Origin of the sequence: Paenibacillus endophyticus, assembly GCF_014192395.1 — a bacterium.
Taxonomy (GTDB): Bacteria; Bacillota; Bacilli; order Paenibacillales; family Paenibacillaceae; genus Pristimantibacillus; species Pristimantibacillus endophyticus.
The window spans coordinates 176,360-199,563 of sequence record NZ_JACHXW010000012.1; the positions used below are offsets into that span (position 1 = coordinate 176,360).

The 23,204-nt window shown below is 46.9% G+C and carries 20 protein-coding genes; 2 read left to right on the forward strand and 18 right to left on the reverse strand.

The window, feature by feature from the left end; translation table 11 throughout:
• Positions 1 to 9 precede the first annotated feature (9 nt).
• On the forward strand, positions 10 to 1,260 hold the full coding sequence (locus FHS16_RS19420) for a response regulator transcription factor (RefSeq protein ID WP_183566322.1): 1,251 nt from the start codon (positions 10 to 12) through the stop codon (positions 1,258 to 1,260).
• 181 nt (positions 1,261 to 1,441) lie between these two features.
• Here FHS16_RS19420 and FHS16_RS19425 read toward each other — a convergent pair whose 3' ends face one another.
• The 16 genes from FHS16_RS19425 to FHS16_RS19500 all read right to left on the reverse strand — a co-directional run bounded on the left by FHS16_RS19425 (position 1,442) and on the right by FHS16_RS19500 (position 18,735).
• Complete coding sequence (locus tag FHS16_RS19425; protein WP_183566326.1) at positions 1,442 to 2,176, reverse strand: DUF3105 domain-containing protein; 735 nt, start codon at positions 2,174 to 2,176, stop codon at positions 1,442 to 1,444.
• A 57-nt stretch (positions 2,177 to 2,233) separates the two neighbouring features.
• Positions 2,234 to 3,091, reverse strand: coding sequence for a M56 family metallopeptidase (locus FHS16_RS19430; protein ID WP_183566329.1), 858 nt, complete (start codon positions 3,089 to 3,091; stop codon positions 2,234 to 2,236).
• Positions 3,088 to 3,507: a BlaI/MecI/CopY family transcriptional regulator gene (locus FHS16_RS19435; RefSeq protein WP_183566332.1), complete on the reverse strand. Its 420-nt coding sequence runs from the start codon at positions 3,505 to 3,507 to the stop codon at positions 3,088 to 3,090. The genes FHS16_RS19430 and FHS16_RS19435 overlap by 4 nt, the downstream gene beginning before the upstream one ends.
• 379 nt (positions 3,508 to 3,886) lie before the next feature.
• Positions 3,887 to 4,399 carry an acyl-CoA thioesterase gene (locus tag FHS16_RS19440; RefSeq protein WP_183566335.1) on the reverse strand — a complete coding sequence of 171 codons (513 nt, stop codon included), beginning with the start codon at positions 4,397 to 4,399 and terminating at the stop codon, positions 3,887 to 3,889.
• A 3-nt stretch (positions 4,400 to 4,402) separates the two neighbouring features.
• A complete protein-coding gene (locus FHS16_RS19445; protein ID WP_183566338.1) occupies positions 4,403 to 5,368 on the reverse strand; it encodes a nucleoside hydrolase in 966 nt (321 codons plus the stop codon).
• 134 nt (positions 5,369 to 5,502) lie between these two features.
• Positions 5,503 to 6,234 (reverse strand): ZIP family metal transporter, encoded by a 732-nt coding sequence (locus FHS16_RS19450; protein WP_183566341.1) that lies wholly within the window; start codon positions 6,232 to 6,234, stop codon positions 5,503 to 5,505.
• A gap of 70 nt (positions 6,235 to 6,304) precedes the next feature.
• A complete protein-coding gene (locus FHS16_RS19455) occupies positions 6,305 to 6,580 on the reverse strand; it encodes an SRPBCC family protein (protein WP_183566344.1) in 276 nt (91 codons plus the stop codon).
• A 108-nt stretch (positions 6,581 to 6,688) separates the two neighbouring features.
• Positions 6,689 to 7,489 carry an inositol monophosphatase family protein gene (locus FHS16_RS19460; protein WP_183566347.1) on the reverse strand — a complete coding sequence of 267 codons (801 nt, stop codon included), beginning with the start codon at positions 7,487 to 7,489 and terminating at the stop codon, positions 6,689 to 6,691.
• A 24-nt stretch (positions 7,490 to 7,513) separates the two neighbouring features.
• Positions 7,514 to 7,873 (reverse strand): glyoxalase superfamily protein, encoded by a 360-nt coding sequence (locus FHS16_RS19465; protein ID WP_246431840.1) that lies wholly within the window; start codon positions 7,871 to 7,873, stop codon positions 7,514 to 7,516.
• Positions 7,874 to 8,018: 145 nt separating this feature from the next.
• Entirely contained in the window at positions 8,019 to 9,011 is a 993-nt protein-coding gene (locus FHS16_RS19470; protein ID WP_312890982.1) for an ABC transporter substrate-binding protein, read from the reverse strand.
• A gap of 422 nt (positions 9,012 to 9,433) precedes the next feature.
• A complete protein-coding gene (locus FHS16_RS19475) occupies positions 9,434 to 10,963 on the reverse strand; it encodes an extracellular solute-binding protein (protein WP_183566350.1) in 1,530 nt (509 codons plus the stop codon).
• A gap of 75 nt (positions 10,964 to 11,038) precedes the next feature.
• Complete coding sequence (locus FHS16_RS19480) at positions 11,039 to 11,899, reverse strand: carbohydrate ABC transporter permease (RefSeq protein WP_183566353.1); 861 nt, start codon at positions 11,897 to 11,899, stop codon at positions 11,039 to 11,041.
• On the reverse strand, positions 11,893 to 12,861 hold the full coding sequence (locus tag FHS16_RS19485; protein WP_183566356.1) for an ABC transporter permease: 969 nt from the start codon (positions 12,859 to 12,861) through the stop codon (positions 11,893 to 11,895). Before FHS16_RS19485 ends, FHS16_RS19480 begins: the two co-directional genes overlap by 7 nt.
• A 195-nt stretch (positions 12,862 to 13,056) precedes the next feature.
• Positions 13,057 to 14,835 (reverse strand): cache domain-containing sensor histidine kinase, encoded by a 1,779-nt coding sequence (locus tag FHS16_RS19490; protein ID WP_183566359.1) that lies wholly within the window; start codon positions 14,833 to 14,835, stop codon positions 13,057 to 13,059.
• Positions 14,836 to 14,870: 35 nt separating this feature from the next.
• Positions 14,871 to 16,406: a response regulator transcription factor gene (locus FHS16_RS19495; protein ID WP_183566362.1), complete on the reverse strand. Its 1,536-nt coding sequence runs from the start codon at positions 16,404 to 16,406 to the stop codon at positions 14,871 to 14,873.
• Between the two features lie 73 nt (positions 16,407 to 16,479).
• The gene (locus FHS16_RS19500; protein WP_183566365.1) at positions 16,480 to 18,735 is read right to left on the reverse strand and encodes an FAD-dependent oxidoreductase; all 2,256 of its coding nucleotides are present in this window, start codon (positions 18,733 to 18,735) and stop codon (positions 16,480 to 16,482) included.
• A gap of 116 nt (positions 18,736 to 18,851) precedes the next feature.
• Between FHS16_RS19500 and FHS16_RS32475 the strand changes: the two genes are divergently transcribed.
• Complete coding sequence (locus FHS16_RS32475) at positions 18,852 to 19,685, forward strand: helix-turn-helix domain-containing protein (RefSeq protein WP_312890983.1); 834 nt, start codon at positions 18,852 to 18,854, stop codon at positions 19,683 to 19,685.
• Positions 19,686 to 19,842: 157 nt separating this feature from the next.
• Here FHS16_RS32475 and FHS16_RS19510 read toward each other — a convergent pair whose 3' ends face one another.
• The gene (locus FHS16_RS19510) at positions 19,843 to 20,703 is read right to left on the reverse strand and encodes an AraC family transcriptional regulator (RefSeq protein ID WP_183566367.1); all 861 of its coding nucleotides are present in this window, start codon (positions 20,701 to 20,703) and stop codon (positions 19,843 to 19,845) included.
• A 166-nt stretch (positions 20,704 to 20,869) separates the two neighbouring features.
• The gene (locus FHS16_RS19515; RefSeq protein ID WP_183566370.1) at positions 20,870 to 23,002 is read right to left on the reverse strand and encodes a GMC family oxidoreductase; all 2,133 of its coding nucleotides are present in this window, start codon (positions 23,000 to 23,002) and stop codon (positions 20,870 to 20,872) included.
• Positions 23,003 to 23,204 lie beyond the last annotated feature (202 nt).

The following is a 23,204-nucleotide window of genomic DNA, read 5'->3' on the forward strand; positions in this document are numbered from 1 at the left end:
AGGATTGAGATGACAAGTCTATTAATAGTCGATGACGATCAATATATTAGAGAAGGCTTGAAACGGTTAATTAATTGGAAAGCGCTTAATATTACTCGTTTATCCGAGGCAGAAGGCGCTTATGAAGCGCTGGAGCTTATGGAGGCGAATCGATCGCATATCGTGCTGACCGACATTCGTATGCCTAAAGGGGATGGGCTGCATCTGATTGAACAGATTAGGCTGAGAAACTGGAATACTTCCATCGTTGTGCTAAGCGGCTACAATGAGTACGCATATGTGCGTCAAGCCATGAAACACCATGTCGAGGATTATTTGCTCAAGCCGATTGACGCCACAGAGCTTGCTGAAATTATAGCTTCTTGCACGGAACGTTTTCAGGGGCAATATATAGCCGAGCAAATGCAGAGAGAATCGTTTCAATTGTTGAAAAACAACATCCTGCTCCGCTGGGTGCAGAACCGGATTCAGTATGATCAGCTGCGCGAGAAGCTGAAATTTCTGCAATTGCCTCTGCTAATGAATGAACAATATCAAATATGCATTATTGATTGGCATGATCGGCAGGAAGGCGAGCTTGCCCGCAATGAAGAGCAGTATCGGTCATTTGCCATTCTGAATAGTGTGGAAGAGGTATTGCTCGAAAGCGGCCGGGGCATTGCCTTTCTCAATGAGTATCGGCAAATTATCGTTTTGTTTACCGATGAGGGCAATGATTCCGAGAGCTTCCGTGCAAGCAATCAGAGCTGGATGCTTGAGCTTGCCAAGCAGTATGGCGAAATACTAAAAACACCTTGGGTCAATTATTTCGGCAAGGTCACCTGCCTGCCCCGGCTGCTGCATGAATCATATAGCGAAGCATTGGCGCAATGCGGCATAAATAAAGGCTTGCAAAAGACAGATCATGAGCTGGATCTGATCTCACAGAATCCAATCATCAGACAGGTCGAGCGTTACGTACAGGAGCATTACAGCGAAGAGCTATCCTTGCAGCTGCTTTCGCTTCATTTCAATGTCAACGCCGTCTATCTAGGCCGATTATTCCGGAAGGAAACGGAGCAATCCTTCAATGATTATCTCAACCGTATTCGGCTTAACCATGCTAAGAAAATGCTAGCCGTTACGGCATTAAAAGCAACGGAAATCGCTACAGCCGCCGGTTTCCTCGACCCCAATTATTTCTTTCGCAAATTCAAGCGGGTACACGGCATCTCTCCCTCCGATTACCGGCTCTCGGTGAACAACCTTACGGAGCAATAGTACGCCACAATGGCGCACCCTTTAGAAGTTCATTAGGACGAGATACTACTCCTGTCCGATCGCTACCATTGTCTCTTCAAGCTGCTCGATACCATGCATACCTTTCTTTTATCGATTGATCATAAAAAAAAGCTTAACCGACCCCGCATATGCTGGTTCGGTTAAGCTTTTGTGTTTCCTTTTACATGGTACCCCCGCCGCGGCGAATTTGTGCGGGGATCTTCTCTGGTCCTTCGTTGATGTACGTATAAATAAAAGTCGCTACTTTAGCTTCATCAAATGCTGTAAGCTCCATCGTCTTTGTCCATGCATTAACGACAAGCTCTTTGCCTTCGGGGATTTCCTCGTTGGGTACTGCCAGAATGCCTGCACCCGCTTCCCTAAAGTTAACGAGATAGTTCAGGAGCTCAATGGTTTGAGGATCAGCTCCCGCACGGTAGTTAATAATGATATCCCCATGCTCTAAATTGTGAACGAGCATTTCGTTTGCCGGCTTTTCCGTGTAGAAACCAAACTTCAGGTCATGCGGGCTATGTGTACCCGATGTAGGAATTTTCATTTCATAAGCAACAGGCTCGTCGGAATGCTCCGCTCCATAATACGTATCTTCATTCACTTCAATGTCGGCCTTTAGGTTCAGGTCGTCCACATCATAAGATTTGGTCAAATCTTTGGCAAAATGAATGACGACAACGATAAGCGAAGTGCTCAAAAGCATGTGCGCAGCCACTCGCATTTTTTTCGTTTTTTGTCTGAGTGCCGCCTTTTGTTCTTTTTTCAGGCTGCTCGTGTTTTCTTTATTCCATTTCGAAGCATACCAATAGCCTATCAAAGCAAGCAGCATGATAACTGCCGCTGTATACAGCAAAAAATAAGTAGAGCCTGATTGCTCATGAAGCAATAGATGGGATTCCATGGATGATTGAAACGCTCCTTTTCACACTACACTTTGTAGTTCTTATAGTTAAAAAAACTAGGTGACTGCCAACACAATCATGCCCATAAACAAGAGCATCACAGGTATAGAAATCACGATAGTCATAAGGTTCAAACGCACCGGTATCTCTTCATTCGGATCGATGAGCTGCTGCAGTCTGTAATTCACCACGCCATCAGAGAAATAAACGAGTACAGGCGTAGGATGATCTCTAAAGCCTTTTTTGATAAGCTTCAATAAGGCGCCGCCTAAACCAAGCTCCGAGCCCGTATGACGAATGGCAGATTCATCTGCCAGCAGCTCGCTGATCAATTTATAATTGCGATAAGACCATTTGGTAATCGGAAGAAACCAAAGCGATTCTGAAATAAGCTGAAGCATGAATATTTTCAGTGGATCGAAATGGGATTGATGGAATGCTTCATGGGCAATAACCGCTTCCAGCTCTTGGTCATCAAGCAGTTCAATCAAGCCGCTGGACAAAACGACAAGTGGACGCCTGAAGCCAACCGTGAAGGCCATTGGCTGCTCATGTCCAATGACAATAATATGCTGATTCAGCGGTTGGTACTTCTGAATGACATGAGCGGTCCAGTCAATGTCCCTGAGCGACATCAACCTTAATTTGAATCGATTGGACCGTACATATTGCTGGGTTACTCTTAAACAAACAATGAGAATGGCGTACGCAATCAAAGCGTTGAGAAACGTGATGACTAAAAAATAATACAACGAATTTTCTTTAAACAAGCTCATACAGAACTTAAAAAAATTCACTTTGACATCGACCCCAAAGAAGAGGTGAGCCAGATACATGCCCATCTGGCTCCATACCGCAATGGCGATACATAGGCTAACGGCCATGATGAGCGCGGACTTGCGCTGCCACCTCATGACGGTTTATCCTTTTTTAGCTGCTGCAGCTTGCTCTCTAACTTATCAAGCAAGGTCTGGTCAACCTCTTTGATTGCATCAATCATATGGTTAATGATGACTCCGCCAAATTCATCAAGCAAATTTTCAGTCAACCGTTTGGATTGTTCCTCAATGAACGACTCCTTTGATGCAGTTGGGCAAAATAACGATAACCTGCCTTTTGATCTCTTTTGCAATATTCCTTTTTCCACTAGCCGATTCATGACCGTCATTACCGTATTGAAATTGATTTGCTTCTCTTTCTCAAGGCGGATCTGAACCTCTTTAATGCTCAGCTCTTCCGCATCCCACAGAATTTCCATAATCTTGGCTTCCAGCGAACCGAAAAATCGATTCAAGCCAACTTCACCGTACTTGAAATTTTTAATATCCATGGCCCGCTCCTTCCACTACATATTATAGTGCAGCTATCAATTCATTTCAAGCTACAGCATTTACCGTTATTGAATCACAAGAATAGAACATATGTTCTATATAGCCGAAAACGCCATTTTCCATCATTTTCTTCCTTTTTTTCAGTTTGTTTGCTCATTGTGGCCGTTTGGTTTGCATTTCGCCGCGGTTGGATCAAATCAGGATCAGAAATGGGTATGATTAGTGATTTTGAGTTGATTTGGATACAGAACACATGTTCCCTTGTCGTGTTTTCACCACCTAATTAGTCGTTTTTAAGTTTTAAATAGCTGTTTTACGAATAAAAAAAGCCTGCAGCAGCATCTTAAGCTGTTGCAGGCGATCATAGATTACGAATCATTAGTCCCATGGATGTTTCACGGTTAGAAATCCAGCGAATTTTTTGCTCTCATCTCGTCTGATTTTGCGCATATCCGCCCGATGCGAAGCCGTTTCAAACAATTTCAGCTCCTCTTCTGTCTCTGGAATGACGAGAGGAACGGGTACCGGCTTACGGTTCTCGTCAAGCGCAACGAAGGTTAAGAAAGAAGTTGCAGCGACCTTCCGCTCACCGCTAAGCAAATCTTCTTTGATTACCTTTACGAACACTTCTACCGATGTACGCCCCGTCCATGTTACAAAGGACTCCAAGCATACCGAATCCGAAGGCCTGATCGGATGCAAGAAATCGACAGAGTCCGTAGATGCCGTTACAACGGACCGCCTGCAATGCTTTGTTGCAGCGATTGAAGCAATATCATCGATGTAAGCCATTAATTTGCCGCCAAACAACGTATTATGATTGTTTACATCAGGCGGGAACACACGGGCTGTTTTATAGCACTTTGATTCGCGTGAAAAACGCTGTTCCATCAATTATCTTTCCCCTTTAGTAAATATGGATAATAACTCGGCAATCGCCTTCTCTTGATCCACCTCAAGACAGAACGCAACCGGACGACCTACGACTGCACGAACCCTGCGATCCGTGATGATCATGCCAGCCGTGTAGCCATCGCCGCAATCGATTGCTGCTGGAATCGTCTCCGTTCGCACCAGCGAAGGATTTATGGCTACAATGACCGCTAATGGGTCATGCATGGGACACTCTCCGTCAAAATCGTTGGAGAAGGCGTAGAAGTCAAAATAGATTTGCAGAGCTGCATTCATGAAATCAAATACTTCACGTTTATTTGGTGCAACATCTCGCGATAAATCGGATAAATGCTGCTTCGTCAAGCGCGTCTGCTGCGTAACATCCAGTCCAACGATCGTAATCGGGACCATTGATTCAAACACTTGCGCGGCAGCCTCGGGATCGCCATACAGGTTCGCTTCACTGACCGGCGTAATATTGCCTGGAGCATATACGGTACCGCCCATGATGACCACTTTTTTGAATTTGGACGCTATGCTTGGATCAAGCTCCAAAGCGAGTGCCAGATTCGTTAATCTGCCGACGGTTACCAATATAAGCTCACCCGGCGATTCATTTACTTTTCGCACGATAAACGCAGCGGCCGATTCTTCCAGCGCTTGCACACGAGATGGCGGCAGAACAGCATCGCCAATTCCGTTATGCCCATGGATATGAGGGACTGCCCCCGGAAAGGTACGTTTAAGCGGTCCTGCCGCACCTTTTGCCACTGGAACCTCATAACCGCAATTCGCTGCTTGTATGACCCGCAACGTATTTTCGGTCGCTTGGTCAACGTCCGTATTCCCAAACCCAGTCGTTATGCCTTCAACCTTTATAGCTGGCGACAATAAAGCATATAAAATGGCTAAGGCGTCATCTATGCCGGTATCTACGTCAAGAAGCATTCTGTTTATGTACGACATGTCATGAGACCTCCCTCTTTGATCGATAATTGTAATGGATCATTCGTATATTGTAATCGATCAATCCGACAAAATCGACCAGTCCGCTCAAAAAAGGATCGGTTTAACGATATTGCAACCTATTATTGTAACCTTTAACCAAAGTAAAAGCTGATATAAATCATAATCAGCAATCCGATAATAAAAGAATACGTTGCTGCACGCTCATAACCGTGGCCATGGGTTTCCGGTATCAGCTCCTTATATACGATGAACAGCATCGCGCCTGATGCGAACGCCAATCCATATCCGATGAGCCCTGCGATATAGCTTGCAGCAAAATAACCGACGATTGCCGAAACAACCTCCATTAATCCAGTCAAGGTCACGATCAGCATGAGCTTCAGCTTGCTAACCTTGGAATGGATAAGAAATATCGCCAGCACAAGCCCTTCCGGCATATTTTGAGCGCCGATCGCAATAGCGACCATCGGACCGAGGCCATTATTCGTACTCGCATAGCTGAACCCCGTGCTTAATCCTTCTGGGATATTATGTATGAATAACGCGAAAATAACGAGCAAGGATTTACTGTCAAATGACGAGATGCCTCTTCTTTGCTCAATATCGATGTGAGGCAAATTTTTCTCCAGTAAATCCAGTGCAATCACGCCAATAAGCAGCCCGAGCGTTAAAGGAATAATGCCCGATTCTTTCAAAGCTTGCGGCAGCAAACCAAATGTAGAAGCTGACACCATAATTCCTGCCGTAAAAGCGATTAGGACATCCTTCCATTTATCAGAAAGGCTTTTGACGAAAAGCAGCGGTACAGCACCAAGTACCGTTGCCATTGCGGATATAAAACTGCCGACGAGCGCTTCTACCATGATGCTTCTCCTGACTGGGCAGAGCTTTACCCTATAGGTTTTTCCTTATTTTGCACGCGAACATGACAGATCATCCATGCAACCTATGTTCTGGCTGCTCCGCCAATATTTTTAACTGTTTATTGCGATGCTCCAGAAATTTTCTCATATAACACTTTAAGATGACACGCTCAGCAAACCACCCTAGAACGCCAAGCGGCGCTTCAAAACGAAGGACATCCGTCATCAGCGTCCCTTTCCCCCGCATCTCGAAAAGATGCTCATGCCTAAGCGATTTAAAAGCGCCCTTTTGCGTTTCATCTACAAAAAATGTCGGAACGACCATCTCGCTTATCTTCGATGTCAATCGTTGCCTCACTCCGAAATGTGTTGCTTCAAACGTAACAAGCTCACCTTTTTGTATGCGACCTCTCGTAACGCCTACCACTGCTTTTTCGCGTGTATGCTTCCAGATTTAAGCCAAGCCTTGTTGAACCAAACTTAAAAAATACGATTGATGCTTCGGTTGGCATGCTATAAGATAAGGCGAATCACTCACTCCCGTAAATGGCCTGCCGGAATAATCGATTACCGTCCCCCCTGCCTCCAGCACCATCAGAATGCCTGAATACAAGTCCTCGCCTTCTGAATTGTATACGATAATCGCATCCAAATCGCCGCGTGCCAGCATCGTCCACTGAAGAGTTGGCGCCCACAGCCGCATCATTCGTTTCGTATGGACATCGATATAATGTCGGAGCTTAACCGCCTTTGCTTCATTCTGGACGGCATGGCCTTGAATCCAACCCACGCGCGCTTTGTTGAATGGCTTAGCCCGATTCATGCTCACTGGATTTCCGTTGCAGGTCGTTCCCTCTCCCTTAACGGAAACATACAGCCGCTCGGTTATTGGTTCATAAATAACGGCCAAAACAGGCATTTCCCCATAAACAAGCGTGATTGAAATGGCGAATAACGGCAAGCCTACTGCGTAATTATTCGTCCCGTCAAGCGGATCAACTAACCAAAGCCATTCACTTTGAACATCGTTCTCACCGAACTCCTCGGAACGTATGCTGTGCTCCGGAAACACGTTTCGGAGTTTGCCCAGAATAAGATGTTCAGCGAGATGGTCAGCCTCTGTTACGATGTCTCCATGGTCGTCCTTCTCATCATAGCTATCCAGCGTTCCGAAGCGTTCTTTTACAATTCGACCCGCTTCATAGGCTGCGGCAATTGCTACTTCTCTAGCTATATTCAGAGTCAATGGCTCCATTTGGCCCGCACCCCCGCTTCTTTGTTATTTGTGGGAATAGAAATGCAGTCGGTTCCCGAACGGATCTGTAAGCTTAACCGCATGCCATTCCTCATCGAACCCCGGTCTAGCATATTTATAGGATTTGCTTAACAGATGCTCCTGCAGCGCCTTGGCGTCTTCAACTTCGATACGGACAGCCGAGCCTGGCGTACAATCCCCGTAATGCTCAGACAAATGAATAACGCAATCACCGCTTGATATTTGCATATAAATCGGCATATCAGGTTCAAACCGGTGCTCCCAATCGCAGACGAATTCTAAAAAATCAATATAAAACTCACGCGCCTTGTCTTCATCAAATATCCGTAAAATCGGAACCGTTTTCTTCATAGCATTCACCATTTCCCAACACATCCTTTTTCGCGAAATTGACCTTCCACGATTATACATGGAATTTGAATGCTAGAGAAGGCTGCGCAATAAGAAAAGGACTGCAGCCGTCAGCGATTATCGCATTTGGTTACAGTCCTATTTTTATTATAACGAATTATTTAACAATGCTCTCTAGTACATCGTCAATCACTTGCGAGTATGCAATCGTACCTGCGTACAACCAGCTTGACGTACTTGGATACTGATAAAGCTTGCCGCTTTTGACGGCAGGGATGTTCTGCCAGATTGGATCGCTTAGCGCTTTTGAATCCGTGTCTGTACCACTGTTAACTAGGAATAAGTGATCGGCATCAAGCTCAGCAAGCTTTTCAAGCGAAATCGCATTCCAATTGCCTGTTCCCGCTTCAGAAATTTCTTTAACGACAGCTGGTACCGCTAGTCCTAGTTGGTTGTATAGCAAATCTCCGCTCGAGAGTTTGTCGCTCACGATGTAGAACTTGTCTTGTATAACCCAAAGTGCCGCTGCGGATTCGCCAGCCGCAACGCCTTGCAGCTTTTCTTTTGCTTCTTTAGCTTTCGTGTCATACGCTTCAAGCGCTTTTTGCGCTTCTTCGCTTTTACCGACAACTTCGCCGATTTTCAGCAATGCTCCGCGCCAGTCTGCTGTCAATTTATCTCCAATTGTATAGGTAGGGGCAATTTTCGAATATTGATCGAATTTTTCACCTTCCACATTTTCGTCATAGGCCATAAGGATAAGATCAGGCTCAAAGCTCGTTACTGCTTCGAATGGAAGATCGAAGCCAATATGAGGAACGTCTGCAAGTGAATCTTTCAAGTAGTCTTGAATGCCGTTTGGAACGGACCATTGCGCAACGGGCTTGATGCCCAAAGCAACCAGATGATCTTCCAAGTAGGATGCAATGATACGCTGTGGATTAGCAGGAACGGTAACTTCATGGCCTAATGAATCCGTTAATGTTCTTTCAGTTGGCGCTTCCGTAGGCGCTGCTGTTGCAGCAGGTGCATTAGTTGCCGCGTTGTTTATTGCATTATTCGATGTATTGCTGCCGCAAGCCGCTAACCCTAGCGACAGGACCATTAAACTCAATAATACCCATACAAACTTCTTGTTGCTTTTAATCACTGTATTTCCCCCTGTAGTACGATTATAGTAGTGGCTTAAGAAGCAGTATCGTCTCAAAAGTCATCTAATGATAACAATTATCATTTTCATTGTCAACACGATTTTCGACTTTGCTCGGCAAGCCAAAATGATAGCGTTTTCTATTGCTTTCCAACATAAGAAATTTCCAATTCCGATAAATTTTTCAATCTCGACAGTCCCATCTCGCTTGACTTCGTTCACCCGCCTTTGACCTGTAATCGCTGCCTCTACCAAGACCGTTTCGTTCTGCTTCAAAAATCAGATTCAACGAATTTAAATCCGAATAGATCTAGATGTTAAATAAAGGAGCATCCAAAAACGAGTAACTCTCGTTTTTGGATGCTCCTAGTTGCTCCATTGCTTAAATAGCCATTCTCCTCATTAGATTTGATTTCAATTCCTTACCCCCCGTAGCCTAACGCCTTCAACTGCTCGTTTGCGCTATCAAGGAATGCTTTATAATTCATGGATGTCTCCAGTGTTTTAATAAAAGCATCGTATTCGCTAATTGGTCTTTTGTTATATATGAATTTTGCAATCTCTTCTTCAATATATCGATCGGCATCAGCTGGGTTAAAGCCTTCAGGATTATCGATGAATCCATTAAGCACTTGGATGCGAGGCTGATCATTGGCGAATTTGATCGCATCGGACTGCATGGCAAACTTGGCTTGCAAATATTCCATTTCCGGTCTGCCAGTGAATTGGTATAACCAGGAATAACCTACATCGCCTGCCTTATCAGTCATCTTAGGTTTTCCATTGTCCAAGGTGAAATGAGTATCCTTCACTCCGAATTGTACAAGCAAGGAGCCGCCGTCCGGATTTGAGACATAGTTCAGCAGGTCGAAGACGCGCTGCAGCTTTTCAGGCTCCTTCTCCAGTGCTTTCGGAATCGCAAATCTTCCTGGTGTTGCACCAATATCCCATGAGCCGTCAAATTGTCCACCAGGACCGCTCGGCGCTGCAATTTGCAGCCACTCCGCATTCGGATTTACGGTTTTAATTTGCTCGACGAATTGTTCCTTCGTCATATTCGGCCAATCAATATAGACGATGCCAGCTTGCCCTTTAATGGCTTTCTCTTGATGTTGAAGTCCGCTATTGGCCAGAAGCTCAGGATCAACCGAGCCTGAACCAATCATCTGCTGAATAAGCGCCAGTGCATCTTTCATTGCCGGATCGTACAAAGCGTTCACGACTGCTCCGTCTTTCTCGTAGAAATTCCCTGGCATACCGACGCCGAACGCTCCTAAAACGGTCGAAAATGCCCCCATCTTTCCTCCTGTTAAACCATACGTATCCGGTTTTCCGTTGCCATCTGGATCCTGAGTGGTGAACGCCTCAGCTACTTCCTTCAATTGTTCAACCGTTGTCGGAACGGTCAGCTTCAGTTTATCGAGCCAATCCTTACGAATCCATAGTGTGTTGTAAGGAATTTGCGGTGATTTGGAAACGCCGTAGACCTTTCCGTCTACCATGCCCTTCTTTACGCTGTCTTCTCCAATATAATCGACGGTTTGCTGTAATTTATCCATGTATGGCGTTATATCCAACAGCAGTCCTTGCTCTGAGAATTGAATCAGCTGCTGACGGCTTACCATGAACAAGTCTGGGAAATTGCCGGAGGACATGCGAACATTCAATTGATTTGCATAATCATCGCCCGAAGGATAAACGGTCAGATTCAAATCAATATTTAGCGCCGTATCCAGCTCTTTCTTAATAATATCCTTATCAGGCGTTGGCAGGTTATTGCCGGTTTCAATAATTTCAAGCTTGATCGGTTTGCTGCTTACCTCGTTGCTCGGCTTCGCAGTATTGCTTGGCGTATTGCCTTCATTTGTTTCGCTGCCGCCTCCGCCTGAACAACCGGCAAGTAAAGCTCCTAGTAATGAAATGGTGAGCAATAATGAACCTACTTTTCTCATCTTCATAACCCCTTTCAGTAAACGATCTATTGAATAGGTCCGTATAGCTGGCCAGTTATCCATACGGCGACTAGATCAACCTTTAATCGATCCGAGAAGCATACCCTTTGTAAAGTGCTTTTGAAGGAAGGGATAGATTACGATGACCGGGAGACTCGCAATCATAACGGAAGCCATTTGCATCGTCTGGGTAGGCATTATGTTCTCTGCATTCTCTAGCGGCTGCTGGCTTTGCATTAATATCTCTCTGACGATGACCTGGAGCGGGAAAAGCGTTCGGTCCGTTACATAGAAGATGGCTTGGAAAAACTCATTCCAATGACCAACAAAATAGAACAAACCAACGGTAAGCAAAACCGGAATCGAAAGCGGTGTGACAATTTGGAGCAAAATCCGGAATTCCTTGGCGCCGTCCATCCTGGCCGATTCGAATAGTTCCTCAGGAAGCCCTTCGAAGAAGCTCTTCATAATAAGCACATTAAAGCTCCATACCGCGTTTGGCAGTATCATCGCCCAGATCGAGTCAAGCAAACCCATCGATTTAACGACCAAGTAGGTTGGGATTAGGCCACCGCTGAACAATAAAGTAAACACAATCATTAGAAGAAAAAACTTTCTTGCCGGCAGGTTTTTACGGCTGAGCGGATAAGCCATCAACCCAGTCAAGATGAGGTTGACTGCTGTTCCGATAACCGTAATAAGGACTGTAATTTGAAAAGCTTTTGGGATATTAGACTCGGTTAGCAGCGTCTTGTAAGCAGAGAAGGTGATTTCGCTCGGAAACAAAATAAAACCGCCGTTGCGTAATACTTCACCGAAGGGAGTGATGGACACGGATACCACATAAAGCATCGGTAATATGGCAGCAAGGCCGCATAGCCCGAGAATAACGTAAACGACGCCATTGAATATTTTATCGTCCAAGCTTTTTACCATATTCCCTCACCCCACTTTTTCGCTAGCCGGTTAGCGCCGAGCACCAGTATCAATCCAATTAGCGATTTGAACAAGCCAACTGCCGAAGCTAAGCTGAAATTCAATTGCTGCAAGCCGGTTCGGTACACCCAAGTATCCAAAATGTCAGCAACCGGATATACCTGTATATTGTACAGGATATAGATTTGATCGAACCCTGCATCGAGCAAATGGCCTAGCTTCAGAATGAAGAGCAGAACAATGATGCTTTGAATGCCCGGCAGTGAAATATGCCAAATCATCCGCAACCTGCTCGCGCCATCCACTTTTGCCGCCTCATAAAGCGTAGGATCGATGCTTGCCATTGCTGCCAAGTAAATAATAGCGCCCCAGCCAAGATTTTGCCAAACCTCGGAGCCGACCAATATGCTGCGGAAATAGTCCGTTGAGGTCAAAAAAGGGATGGACTCGCCGCCCGCTTCCACGATCCATCGATTTACAAGTCCGCCATTCTGAGAAAACAACGTCAGCAATATGCCGAAAATAATGACCCACGATAAGAAATGCGGCAAATAAGTAAGCGTTTGGACAATGGACTTCAACCAACGAACACGGCATTCGTTGAGCAGCAGCGCGAGAATGATCGGGGGAAATGTCCCCCAAATTAACTTGTAGCAGCTAATCAACAACGTATTCGACAGCAGCTGGCTGAAATACGGAGATTGATAAAACTCTTTAAAATGCTTATACCATGGATCAGCCCAGGCGCTGCCCGTTATACCGTCCATGATCGCAAAGTTTTTGAAGGCGATAATGACTCCATACATGGGGAAGTACCTGAAAATAATAAAGTAGATAACACCTGGGAGCAGCATGAGGTAGAATGCCCGGAAACGCCAGGCGGTTCTTAGAACCGCTTGCAGCCTCTTTTGCGGAGTGGGCTGTATCCGAGATGCAGGCAATAAGCTTTGATCGGCTTCCATGTAAGCCCTCCTTTTGTGGTTGCGCTTTCATATTTTAAGTATAAGCAGTCCCTTCCATTGCCGATATACATAAAAACGTAAAAAGTGTATGGATTTAAGAGATCATGTTTCCAAGCGTGTTTCCATTTGGCTCGCATTTCGCGCCATACAAAAAGGCTGTCCCGAGGGACAGCCTTGAACTACGGACAAGGCCGTTTAGCCCATAATGCCTAATCGTTCATCGTTTTCAGTGAGGACGGGTATTCCTACTCGAATGACCGTTCCAACGCCTGGCGTGCTTCCGATTCGCAAGCCGTATGGAACGCCATGATGTATACGAATTCGATCATGCACATTGCGTAAGCCGATTCCGGTAAATCTGTATTTGGAGCGTTCCTGCTCGAATTGGTCATGAAGCGCTTTGCGCGCTTCGGTTCGAGAAATACCGATGCCGTTGTCTCGAACATAAAGTCTGATCACTCCATGCTCCAGTTTTCCTTTAATGGTAATAAGCCCTCCATTCCGCGGAGAAATACCATGAAACAAAGCATTCTCTACAAGAGGCTGCAGGGTTAGCTTGAGAATCCGGTATTGCAGCAGGCTTGGGTCGACATCGAGCTCATATGTGTACTGCTCGCCATAACGCACCTGTTGAATATGCATATACATGCGAAGCCCTTCCAGCTCTTCTTCGATTGAGACATATTCCGATTGTTTATCAAAGCTGAAGGCTAACAGCTTAACCAAGGATCGGATGGTATCCCGCACCTCGTCGATCCTTTGCTGCTTGGCAAGGCTGCTAATGCAGGCGAGTGTGTTGTATAAAAAATGAGGAGCAATCTGGCTCCGCAGCATTTTCAGCTCATATTCCTTTTTCTGCTCCTCAGCCGATTTTGTTTTATGCAGCAAGGTTTGGATTCGCTCAAGCATATCATTATAGCTTTGCGTCAGGCGGCCGATCTCATCCTTTCGTGTAACCGGCAGCTTTGCGACAATTTGCACATCATGTAACCGATCCATTTTCTCCACAAAGCGGCGAATTGGCTTCGTAAAGGATCGGCTTAGCAGGTAGGCGCTTAATAATAAAATAATCATCCATACGACGCTGGCCGTACGATAGTTATTATTTAACTGCTGCAAGCCTTGGTAGAAATAGTCCTCCTCAATAAAAGCCGCTAAGGACCAGCCCAGACGATTCGTCGTTGATTTCACGACAGCAAGCATTTCGTGATGATTGCCTTCTATTCTGCTAACCCCGATTTTAACGGCTTCCAGCTGCTCACGGAAGCTCTCTTGCAGCACTGGGGGATAAGCCCCCGCCTGGTAAGGCAGCATTTTATCGCGTGAATCAAGCCTGTTGATAATATTGCCGTCCCTTGTCATTAATGCATACGATTGGTAGATCATCGGAGCAATCCGCTCCGTTAATGAATCCAGGTTTACCTCTGCAACGACTACGCCTTGCAATTGTCTGCGCGCATCCGTAACCGGCAATACATAAGCAAGCGTGTGACCCGACATGGTTGAATAGTAGGGCTCGCTTACATTGATAGCTCCATAATTTTCAAGCGCCAGCTTATATAATTCCGGAAGCATAGGATTGCCGATGATATCATAATTGACTTGCTCATTCGCGTATACCTTCCCATCGGTACGAACCAAATACAATGTTTTGGCAATCGAATTGTTATAATCAGCGAATTTGCGCAGCGTATCGGCGGCAATCGCCTCGTTGCCATCCTCGAACAGGTCGTAACGGGTCGAGAGAAGCAGGAGCATGTTCTCAACGTTGTCAAGGCTTGCATCGATATATTGATTTGTACGGCCTACAAGCAGCTCGGCATCGCGAATCACTTGATTTTTCAGTAGAGCCTCAGCTTCACTGAGATTTCGATAGGCAAGCACCATCACTAAAAATAACGTCACGATGAATAAATAAATAAACTGCTTCGTAGCAAGTCCTAGGCCACTATACCAATTGAACAACTTAGACAAATGCTCCTACCCCCGTATTCGATCTGGCTGGTCTTTTACTTTTTCCGCTTATAATCCGTCGGAGACACCCCAGTCCAATTGCGAAACGTGACGGTAAAATAACGATAGCTCGGGATTCCGACCTCTTCCGCAATCTCGTATACTTTTTTATTCGTTTGCTTCAGCAGCTCGACCGCCTTCTCCATCCGAAGCCTTGTAATATATTGATTGACTGTGTCGCCTGTCTCTTCGCGAAATAGCCGACTGACATAATGCGCACTTAAACCAACCTGCTCAGCCAGAATCGGAAGGGAGATAGGCTGCTTCATATTCGCTTGAATCCATTGTATCGCTGAGCGAATTTCGATGCGTGAGCTTCCATTATCGATTTCATTCATATTCTGAATGAGACATGCAATCATTTCCTGCAAGGTTTGCGCTCCCATTAATTGCGTGATAACCATGCAATCAAGCTCAGAGCCGTCATGAACCTTCAACCAATCCATCTGCCAATGCAGTAGGCGCTGCTTGAGTTGTTGAGGCCGAACCCGCATCGCAGAGCACCACTTTTGCAATTCCCCTTGTATGCAATTTTTAAGGAACTCAGTAGAGCTGCTAGCCATTCGCAGCTTTTCATTCAGTTCCTTCGCAAGCTGATCTGTCATCTCTCGCATTGGGAGCGGTCTTCCCTTCCATATGCTGCTCCCGAACGAGCTGTCGTAAAAGAGGGATTCCTTCCATTCGGTCGTAGAAGTTAGCGCATTCGCCAACTCTTCCCCTTTCATGAAAGGTTCGCTGACAATCGCGTGCACCAACATGATTTGGTTTGGCTGCTCTTTTTTGGCCTTCAAGCAGCATTCCAACGCTTGTACGACTCCGCTTAGTGATGCAATCGCTTCTTCCTCGGCATGAAGCGCCTTCATAAGCACGAAATATTCCTTATCGCCCGTAGTTACCCAAGTCAGCCAATGGGGATCGGATTGTTCTTTATCCAACAACGTTTGTTGAATCTGCTGCCTTGCGGGAATGTATGAATCATTAGGCGCAACCAGTATCAATCGTGCCAATATATAGGTACCCGTTCCATCCAGCTTGGTAGGCAGCCAATCGTCGGCATCAAGGTCATGACCGCGCAACAGCTTTCCGAATGCTGCCGCCTGCAGCAGCCTACGTTCAGATTTTTCATTATTAATGGATCTGCGTTCCTTTGCGATTGCTTCGCTTACTTTGTTCAGCGCTTGCTTCATTTCCTCTTCTTCCATGGATACCTTTAATAAATATTCAAGCGCTCCAAGCCGAAGCGCCTCCTGGACATAGTGAAAATCACTGTGACAGGTCAGTAAAATAATTTGAATGGCAGGATATCTTCTCCGCAGCTCCCGTATTAGCGTCAAACCGTCCATAATAGGCATCGTGATATCCGTCACCACGACATCCGGCACGCTTATTCCGCACATGTGAAGTGCTTCCTCTCCGTTCCCGGCCTCGCCGATTAAGACAGCTCCGCAATCCTCCCAAGGGAAAAGGCGAAGCTCCTGCCTAAGTGGTAATTCATCATCAACAATCAGGACCTTCAACGGTTTCACAGCCATGATATCCTCTCCTTTCTTTCATTTCACTCCACCTGTACAATTCTATGATGAAAATGATGCCAACATTAACAGATTAAGATAAGCCATAGACTCTGATTTCGTAAACCTCCGCACGTGGACTTCCATTTGTTTCCTCTATGCATAGCCTGAGTTTTTTCGTCCTAACCTTTTCTTCAAGCTGATGGACTCTTTTTCGTTTGTGATTATTCTGCTCTGAGATGATCATAACCCACTCGCCAGCAATGAAGGCCTTTACTTGATAGCATTGAACGACTTCAGGAATGACAGCGAATGGCGTTCGATGATGATGTAAGTTAATTAAATCTTCATTGACATCATCATTAAAGGTTAGATGAATTTCAACAATCTCCTGCTCCCTTTCCCAAACTAATTGTATCCATTCCTGTGAATTCGCAGTTATTGGTTGGGATACCCATAGATGTGGGCCCGCGTAAGGTCTGACATACCCATCAGTAACTTGAGCTGCACTGTAGCATTTCGAATTGGGCGATACCCGCAAACAAACAGGTCGACGATTCCATTTGCGCATGCTCCACTGTGCGACCGGCTGGTCTTGCTGATGATCCTCTAGCAAAGAGGACACGATCGGCCGAGGTCCCTTCTCGAAGCAAAGCACGCCGGTTAATGGTTCAACAGAAACGTGAAGCGTTATGTCCTCATTTGCTTTGACGATGACAAAAGCATTGCAGGCTGATTCCGGCACCCAATCCAAGTCCAGCTTAACCCACTGCTTATTGCCCGCTTCGACAGCTTTTGAAGCAGACTTTATCCATTGCTTCGGTACGTAATTCTCTCCTTTGCCCGTAAGCCAAAGCTCAGCCTCAAGCGTCGTACTCTGCTTAGCATTGACGAGCAGCTCGACCGAAGCCAGCTTCGGATGAACCGGGAACAGAATACCGATATCGCTATCAAGAGAATGTGTTAGTGAAGCGTTTTCAATTTCGATGCATTCTTGTGTGCTGGATGCAGTAATAAAGGCGGATTTCGCCAAATCATTCGGATCCTCGCCTGCTAGGCCAATGATTGAAGCGTCCTGACGCAGCATGGTCTGCTGCAATTCATTCATATATTCGTCATGAAGCCTTCGCGGCGTAATCCCTTTCTGAACGGCAAGCGCGGCGCCGCTTCCAGCCGCTTCGCCAATTACGGCGCAGGTTGCCATGACCCTTGTCGTACCGAATGCCACATGCGTAGCGCTAATGTCCCGGCCCGCAAACATCAAATTGCGAACATTGCTTGAATACAAGCTTCTGAACGGGATATGATAGATGCCGTCCGGGAATAGGTGCTTCGAACCGCTCTCTTCCGAGTACATGCCTTGCGGCGGGTGAAGATCGATGGACCATCCTCCGAAAGCTATCCGATCTTCGAACGGCTCTTGTGCAATAATGTCGTTCTGGTTCAGCATATAATCGCCAAGGAAACGCCGATATTCCCGCTTGCCTGGAATAGATCCCACCCATTCCAACGTCATATTATCCGCTTTGAATTGGCCAGAATTTTTAATATAGTGCCAAATTCCATAAATAACAGACCACAGCTCGTCACGTATCCGTTCATTGTCATGAACGGTATCCAGCTCTCCGCCCCATTCGATCCACCAATAGTGGCATCCTGAGTCTCCGCTCCGGATGACTCGCTTGATCGGAATCGACGTTTGAGTAATGTCCTTGGCGAAGCTAGGCGGAATATATTTAACTGGCATGCTTGCTTCCTTCGTATAAAAGAGCAGCGTGCTGCCAAGCGTAATGTCATCTGCCACCTCAGGCGCCCAATCTTCGTTGTACTCTTCCCTTGCTTCGCGGCCTATTCTGTATTTCGCCCCGGCAAGGAAACCGACAAGTCCATCACCGGTACAATCGATAAACATCTTGCTGTCAAAACGTATTTTACGTTCGGATCCCATCATCCAGCCTGTTGCGGAGTGAATGACCCGGTTCTCTTCTGGTCCTTCCGCTTCCAGCTCATGTACATCTGTATTAAGGAACAATTGAATATTTTTCTCTGCGAGAACGGTTTCCAGAACAACGAGATCCCACAAATATGGATTCCCTTCAGGGTTGCGGTATTGGTTTTCGACGAACATTTCACCCATGATGCCGGTTTCTCTTGCATACCGCTGCGTGCCATGCGCTGTTGCTCCGCATACCCAAACGCGAACCTCGCTGCTTGAATTCCCTCCAAGAACCGGTCTGTTATTGACTAAGCTTACGGTCTGCCCAAGACGGGCAGCAGCAACTGCTGCGCAAACCCCTGCCAGACCGCCTCCAATAACCGTAATATCTGATTTAATATGTTCACTTTTCACCAGGCTTTACCTCCAAATGATCGATTTAATCTCATCATAATATGGAGGCTAGTGATTTAACATGCACTACGCTATCATATAGCCATATACTTTATTTCATCATGGAGGTGTAGAAAGTGACTAGGAATAACCTCAGCCTATATCCCATTCTTTCACATCATAAATATTGGAATAGCAAAGCCGATTTTCAATTAAACGTAGATACGTATGAACTGTGGGTGATGTTTGCGGTCGAGAGCGGGAGTTTCTCGTACCGAATTGGGGAAGTTGAGGGAACGGGTCGAGTCGGAGACGTGATTGTCTGTCCGCCTGGTTTAAGCTTTCAGCGCGATGTCACTCAAGTATTAACCTTTCATTTCATCGGGTTTTCATTCAGCTCCCTAGCACGCGAGGCACAATCCGTGAAAGAACAAGAGCAAGAGCTTCAGCTTCAACTGTCGCACTCATCATACAAATTAAGCATAAAGCACCGAAGTCGACTCGCTGACAACATGGATAGCCTAAAGCAGCAATCCAGCTATACCGATGATCAGAATCATCATTGGAAGAATCATCTGCTGAATGATATTTGGCAATTTTGCCGTCAAGTTGAGATCTACAGCGACAACAACCAGGATACCGCGCTTACTGATTCGCTTATTGAACAAGCTAAGGCTATTATTCATCAGCATTGCTTTCAGGATTTCAGCATGCATCATCTTGCAGTTGAGCTTGGCATTAGCCCTGTTCAGCTTAGTCGAAGGTTCCAGCGCAGCTTAGGAATAACGCCCTCCCGATACCTTACTGCTCTTCGTATTGATCAAGTCAAATTATTACTGACCGAAACTCAGCTGTCATTAGAACAAATAGCTCAAGCATCCGGTTACAGCAACGGATTTTATTTAAGCCGTATATTTTCCAAAAACATGAAGGTGAGCCCCTCTGAATTTCGTAAAATGAATCGGGTTTAATCATAGAAATGAAAAAGCAGTCCAGGACGATATAGCTCGTTGCGGACTGCTTAGCTTTATATCCAGACCCTAATGGTCAAATCACGCCCGTTAACACACGAACTTAATCCTTTAGCTATCTGCTCAATCTTAAAATGACCCGTTTCCGGCATTGATTTTATTTCTTTACAATCGGAATCCATACCTCGCAGCGATAATCTTCTGACATCGTATCTCCCGGCGGATACAGCTCAAAATCAGGCCCCTCGGCCTGCTCGTATCCCGTCGTCGGGAACCATTCCTGGTAGATACGGCCCCAAATCTCTTGGATCGCACCGGGCATCGGGCCAATGGAGGTAAATACAGCCCACGTGGCTGAAGGAATCCGTATGACTGCAAACGCCATGTCAGATGCGGCCTTATCAGTCTCTACCGCAATCGCATAGTTAAAAACTTCGCCACCCTGCTGCATATCATAGCAGAGTCCGAGCATTTCTTCGGTTTTTCCTAGCGCAGCGATTTTCCCGACCGTTCCATCCGCGTGGCTGTTTTGCCAAAATTTCGGAATCTCTGTTGAATTCTCTCCCTCTAACGTAGAGGTTCGGATCGATTTCCCTATGACGTTGAATGCCTCTCTTTGCACGATTCTGTAGTCCATTTCTTTGTCTCCCTTCAATGATAGGTGGAAAGAGATGCGAGGAAAGGCCTTCAGCTGAACGCCGGAATTCCGGGCTTCGGAGGGCGAAATGCCGTGTAGTTTGCGGAATGCCTTAGAGAACGACTCGGGCGATTCGTAACCATACTTCATGGCGACGTCAATCACCTTCGGAGCGGACAGCGCCAGCTCCTGCGCCGCCAGGGTCAAACGTCGTTTCCGTACGTACTCCGCCACAGTCATGCCTGTCAGCATAAAAAACATTCGCTGAAAGTGATAGGGAGAAGAGTACGCCGCCTTCGCGAGCTCCGCGATATCCAAAGGCTCTTCTATCTTCGCTTCCATCAAATCGAGCGCCGACATCATGCGATTCAGCCATTCCATCCTCAAAAACTCCTTTCTAATAACAGGATATCACGCCTAAGTTGCTACCTGCCTGTCATTGCGTGCGGTCCTATGACAGATTTCATTAAAAAAGGTGACTCCTGATGATCCGGAAGCCACCTGCCTAGCACTACACGTCTTTATATGGCCTAGCCAATCAACTAAACTACCCTTGCTTCACAACATTCTCTGCCGTGCGGAAAGCCAAGGCAAGAATCGTTAACACCGGATTGACGCCTCCATTGGTCACATGTACAGAGCCGTCGCTCACCCAGAGGTTGTCGTATCCATGAATGCGACCTAAAGGGTCCGTGACGGAAGTCAGAGGGTCATTTCCCATGCGAAGCGTGCCAGCTTGATGCTGACCTGCGCTTAATCCACCGCCTGGCTGTGTACGCCATACCTCCTTTGCCCCAGATGCCCAGAGCCATTTCTCCGCTTGCTCTCCCAGCATAGCAGAGGACCGAAGTGACTCAGGATGGACGCTTCCGGAGAGCTGAGCGACAGGCATGCCGAAACGGTCTTTGACCGTCTTTGAAAGCCGTACCCTGGATTCGGCGCTCGGTATTTCTTGAATCGGTCCTTGAATTTGGCTGGTGCGCAAATAACTCTCGCGCATCGTTTCCTTGCCTGCGATTCCCCACCGCGCCGCGTTCGGCGCAAGCGCTCGATACCAGTGGATGAGCGGCAGACGGGTGAACTCGTTAGCAAGCAGGCCGCCTCCGATAATTCCGCCTTCACGACTATGATCAAACCGGAAGGTGGCAATGCTCACCCCTGGACCAAGACCATCTTGAACCTGTTCGTCAAAGAGGCCGTACGCGCCGGAATAAACATGGCCTTGCAGATTTCTTCCAACTTGTCCGCTCTGATTGCCTATTCCATTCGGTTCCGATTCCGTTGCAGAACCGAGAAGGAGGCGAGCGCTTTCAATGGCTCCTGCGGCAAGCACAACATGACTTGCCTTCACTAGAAGTCGCTGAATACTCCCCTCTATTTGCCTCGCAAGACGAACTCCGGCAGCGTGCCGTCCTCCCTCGGTTTCGATGCGTTCCGCCATGGTATCACAGATGAGGTCGCAGTTACCCGTAGCGATAGCCCTCACCAGCATCGTATTGTGGCCGCCATTCTTACTGTTGGTCGGGCAAGCAAATCCGACACATTGGCCGCAGCGTCCACATGCCGGCCGACCGTCACGGTCAACGGAGTTGATGAGAAGAGGCACCGCTCCTGTTTCCCATCCCAGCTTCTCTGCTCCACGAGCGAGATGTTGTGCTTCCAGCGTAAGGGGAAGCGCGGGCATCGGATAGTCTTGCTGCCGCTTCCCTCTCCCTGAATGGGCAAGTCCATCACCTGAGACCCCGACTTCCCACTCGGCTCGAACGTAATACGGTTCAAGATCCTCATAGCGAATCGGCCAATCACTAAGCGAACTCCCGTCCGGTACCCCATAGCGGCTCGCCATTCGGAAGTCATCGGGATGAAAACGCCATGCCTGCGCCCCATAAATCCTTGTTCCTCCACCCACAGTCATTGCATTGTTATGATAGTCCCCTTCCAATGGCGCGGTGATCCGTTCGGCTCCGCTTGCCAAAAGAATAGTACGAGGGTTGCCTTCTAATTCTGGTCCTGTATTATGTCCATATTTGGTGAAACGGTGGTTACGCAAATGGTCACTGCCTACCTGGCTGTATGGAAGCCAGCTTCCGCGTTCAACGATGAGAACGTGAAGACCCGCTTCAGCGAGGACAGCTGCCGCTACCGAACCGCCGGCCCCAGCTCCAATGATGACAACATCATAATGTTCTCGAAGTTGATCGAACGTTTTTTGAGGCAAATCCGTTTCGGGAACCGACATATCGCTAGGAGTGATCGGACCTGGATGGAAGCCGATCATGTCCCAAGACTTGGCTTCTCTATTCCCGCCCGCCTCAGGACTTCCATAGTAGCCTTCGATGACTAAAGCCAATAAAGTGTCAAAAAAGCTTTTCGACGAAACAGGCCAGTCTCCTAAACAATCCTTCGCCGCATCCTGCAGCATGCTATCTTTCATGTGAGCAGCCAGTTGTGCGAATGATTGACCATGAACAGCTAAGGCTTCGGCTTCCAATGCGCGAAGTCCAGGTTCTATCATACCCTCCCAGGTTGTAACATCCTCAGCAGCCCTGCGTTTTAGGTAGGTCAGAACTCCGCTGCCCGCCGCCGACGGCCATGCATCCTCCGGAATCATCCGATCCGCAACCGCTTTCAATATCTCAGATATCTCGAATGGAAAATTTGCTTGATCGCCCTTATTCATATCGCTACCTCCATCCGATGACATTCAGCAGCAGCACATTGACTCTTCCTCATGAACGTTCCTCCTTTTATAAGCCCAAACCGTATCGCATGCGGTATCTTTTCCATATGACGAATTGTCAAGCTAAGTGCGACACCTCGTCCATGAAAGCTTCGTGAGCCGACCTCCACCCTAGACATTTACGGGGCCGGTTGTTAATCAA

Excerpts from the sequence above, each read along its gene's own strand:
- FHS16_RS19445 (WP_183566338.1), bottom strand. The coding sequence starts at position 5,368 with ATGTCGTACATAAACAGAATGCTTCTTGACGTAGATACCGGCATAGAT.
- FHS16_RS19430 (WP_183566329.1), bottom strand. The coding sequence starts at position 3,091 with ATGAGGTGGCAGCGCAAGTCCGCGCTCATCATGGCCGTTAGCCTATGT.
- FHS16_RS19515 (WP_183566370.1), bottom strand. The coding sequence starts at position 23,002 with ATGAATAAGGGCGATCAAGCAAATTTTCCATTCGAGATATCTGAGATA.
- FHS16_RS19475 (WP_183566350.1), bottom strand. The coding sequence starts at position 10,963 with ATGAGAAAAGTAGGTTCATTATTGCTCACCATTTCATTACTAGGAGCT.
- FHS16_RS19510 (WP_183566367.1), bottom strand. The coding sequence starts at position 20,703 with ATGGAATGGCTGAATCGCATGATGTCGGCGCTCGATTTGATGGAAGCG.
- FHS16_RS19420 (WP_183566322.1), top strand. The coding sequence starts at position 10 with ATGACAAGTCTATTAATAGTCGATGACGATCAATATATTAGAGAAGGC.
- FHS16_RS19435 (WP_183566332.1), bottom strand. The coding sequence starts at position 3,507 with ATGGATATTAAAAATTTCAAGTACGGTGAAGTTGGCTTGAATCGATTT.
- FHS16_RS19495 (WP_183566362.1), bottom strand. The coding sequence starts at position 16,406 with ATGGCTGTGAAACCGTTGAAGGTCCTGATTGTTGATGATGAATTACCA.
- FHS16_RS19425 (WP_183566326.1), bottom strand. The coding sequence starts at position 2,176 with ATGGAATCCCATCTATTGCTTCATGAGCAATCAGGCTCTACTTATTTT.
- FHS16_RS19450 (WP_183566341.1), bottom strand. The coding sequence starts at position 6,234 with ATGGTAGAAGCGCTCGTCGGCAGTTTTATATCCGCAATGGCAACGGTA.
- FHS16_RS19440 (WP_183566335.1), bottom strand. The coding sequence starts at position 4,399 with ATGGAACAGCGTTTTTCACGCGAATCAAAGTGCTATAAAACAGCCCGT.
- FHS16_RS19460 (WP_183566347.1), bottom strand. The coding sequence starts at position 7,489 with ATGGAGCCATTGACTCTGAATATAGCTAGAGAAGTAGCAATTGCCGCA.
- FHS16_RS19480 (WP_183566353.1), bottom strand. The coding sequence starts at position 11,899 with ATGGTAAAAAGCTTGGACGATAAAATATTCAATGGCGTCGTTTACGTT.
- FHS16_RS19465 (WP_246431840.1), bottom strand. The coding sequence starts at position 7,873 with ATGGTGAATGCTATGAAGAAAACGGTTCCGATTTTACGGATATTTGAT.
- FHS16_RS19485 (WP_183566356.1), bottom strand. The coding sequence starts at position 12,861 with ATGGAAGCCGATCAAAGCTTATTGCCTGCATCTCGGATACAGCCCACT.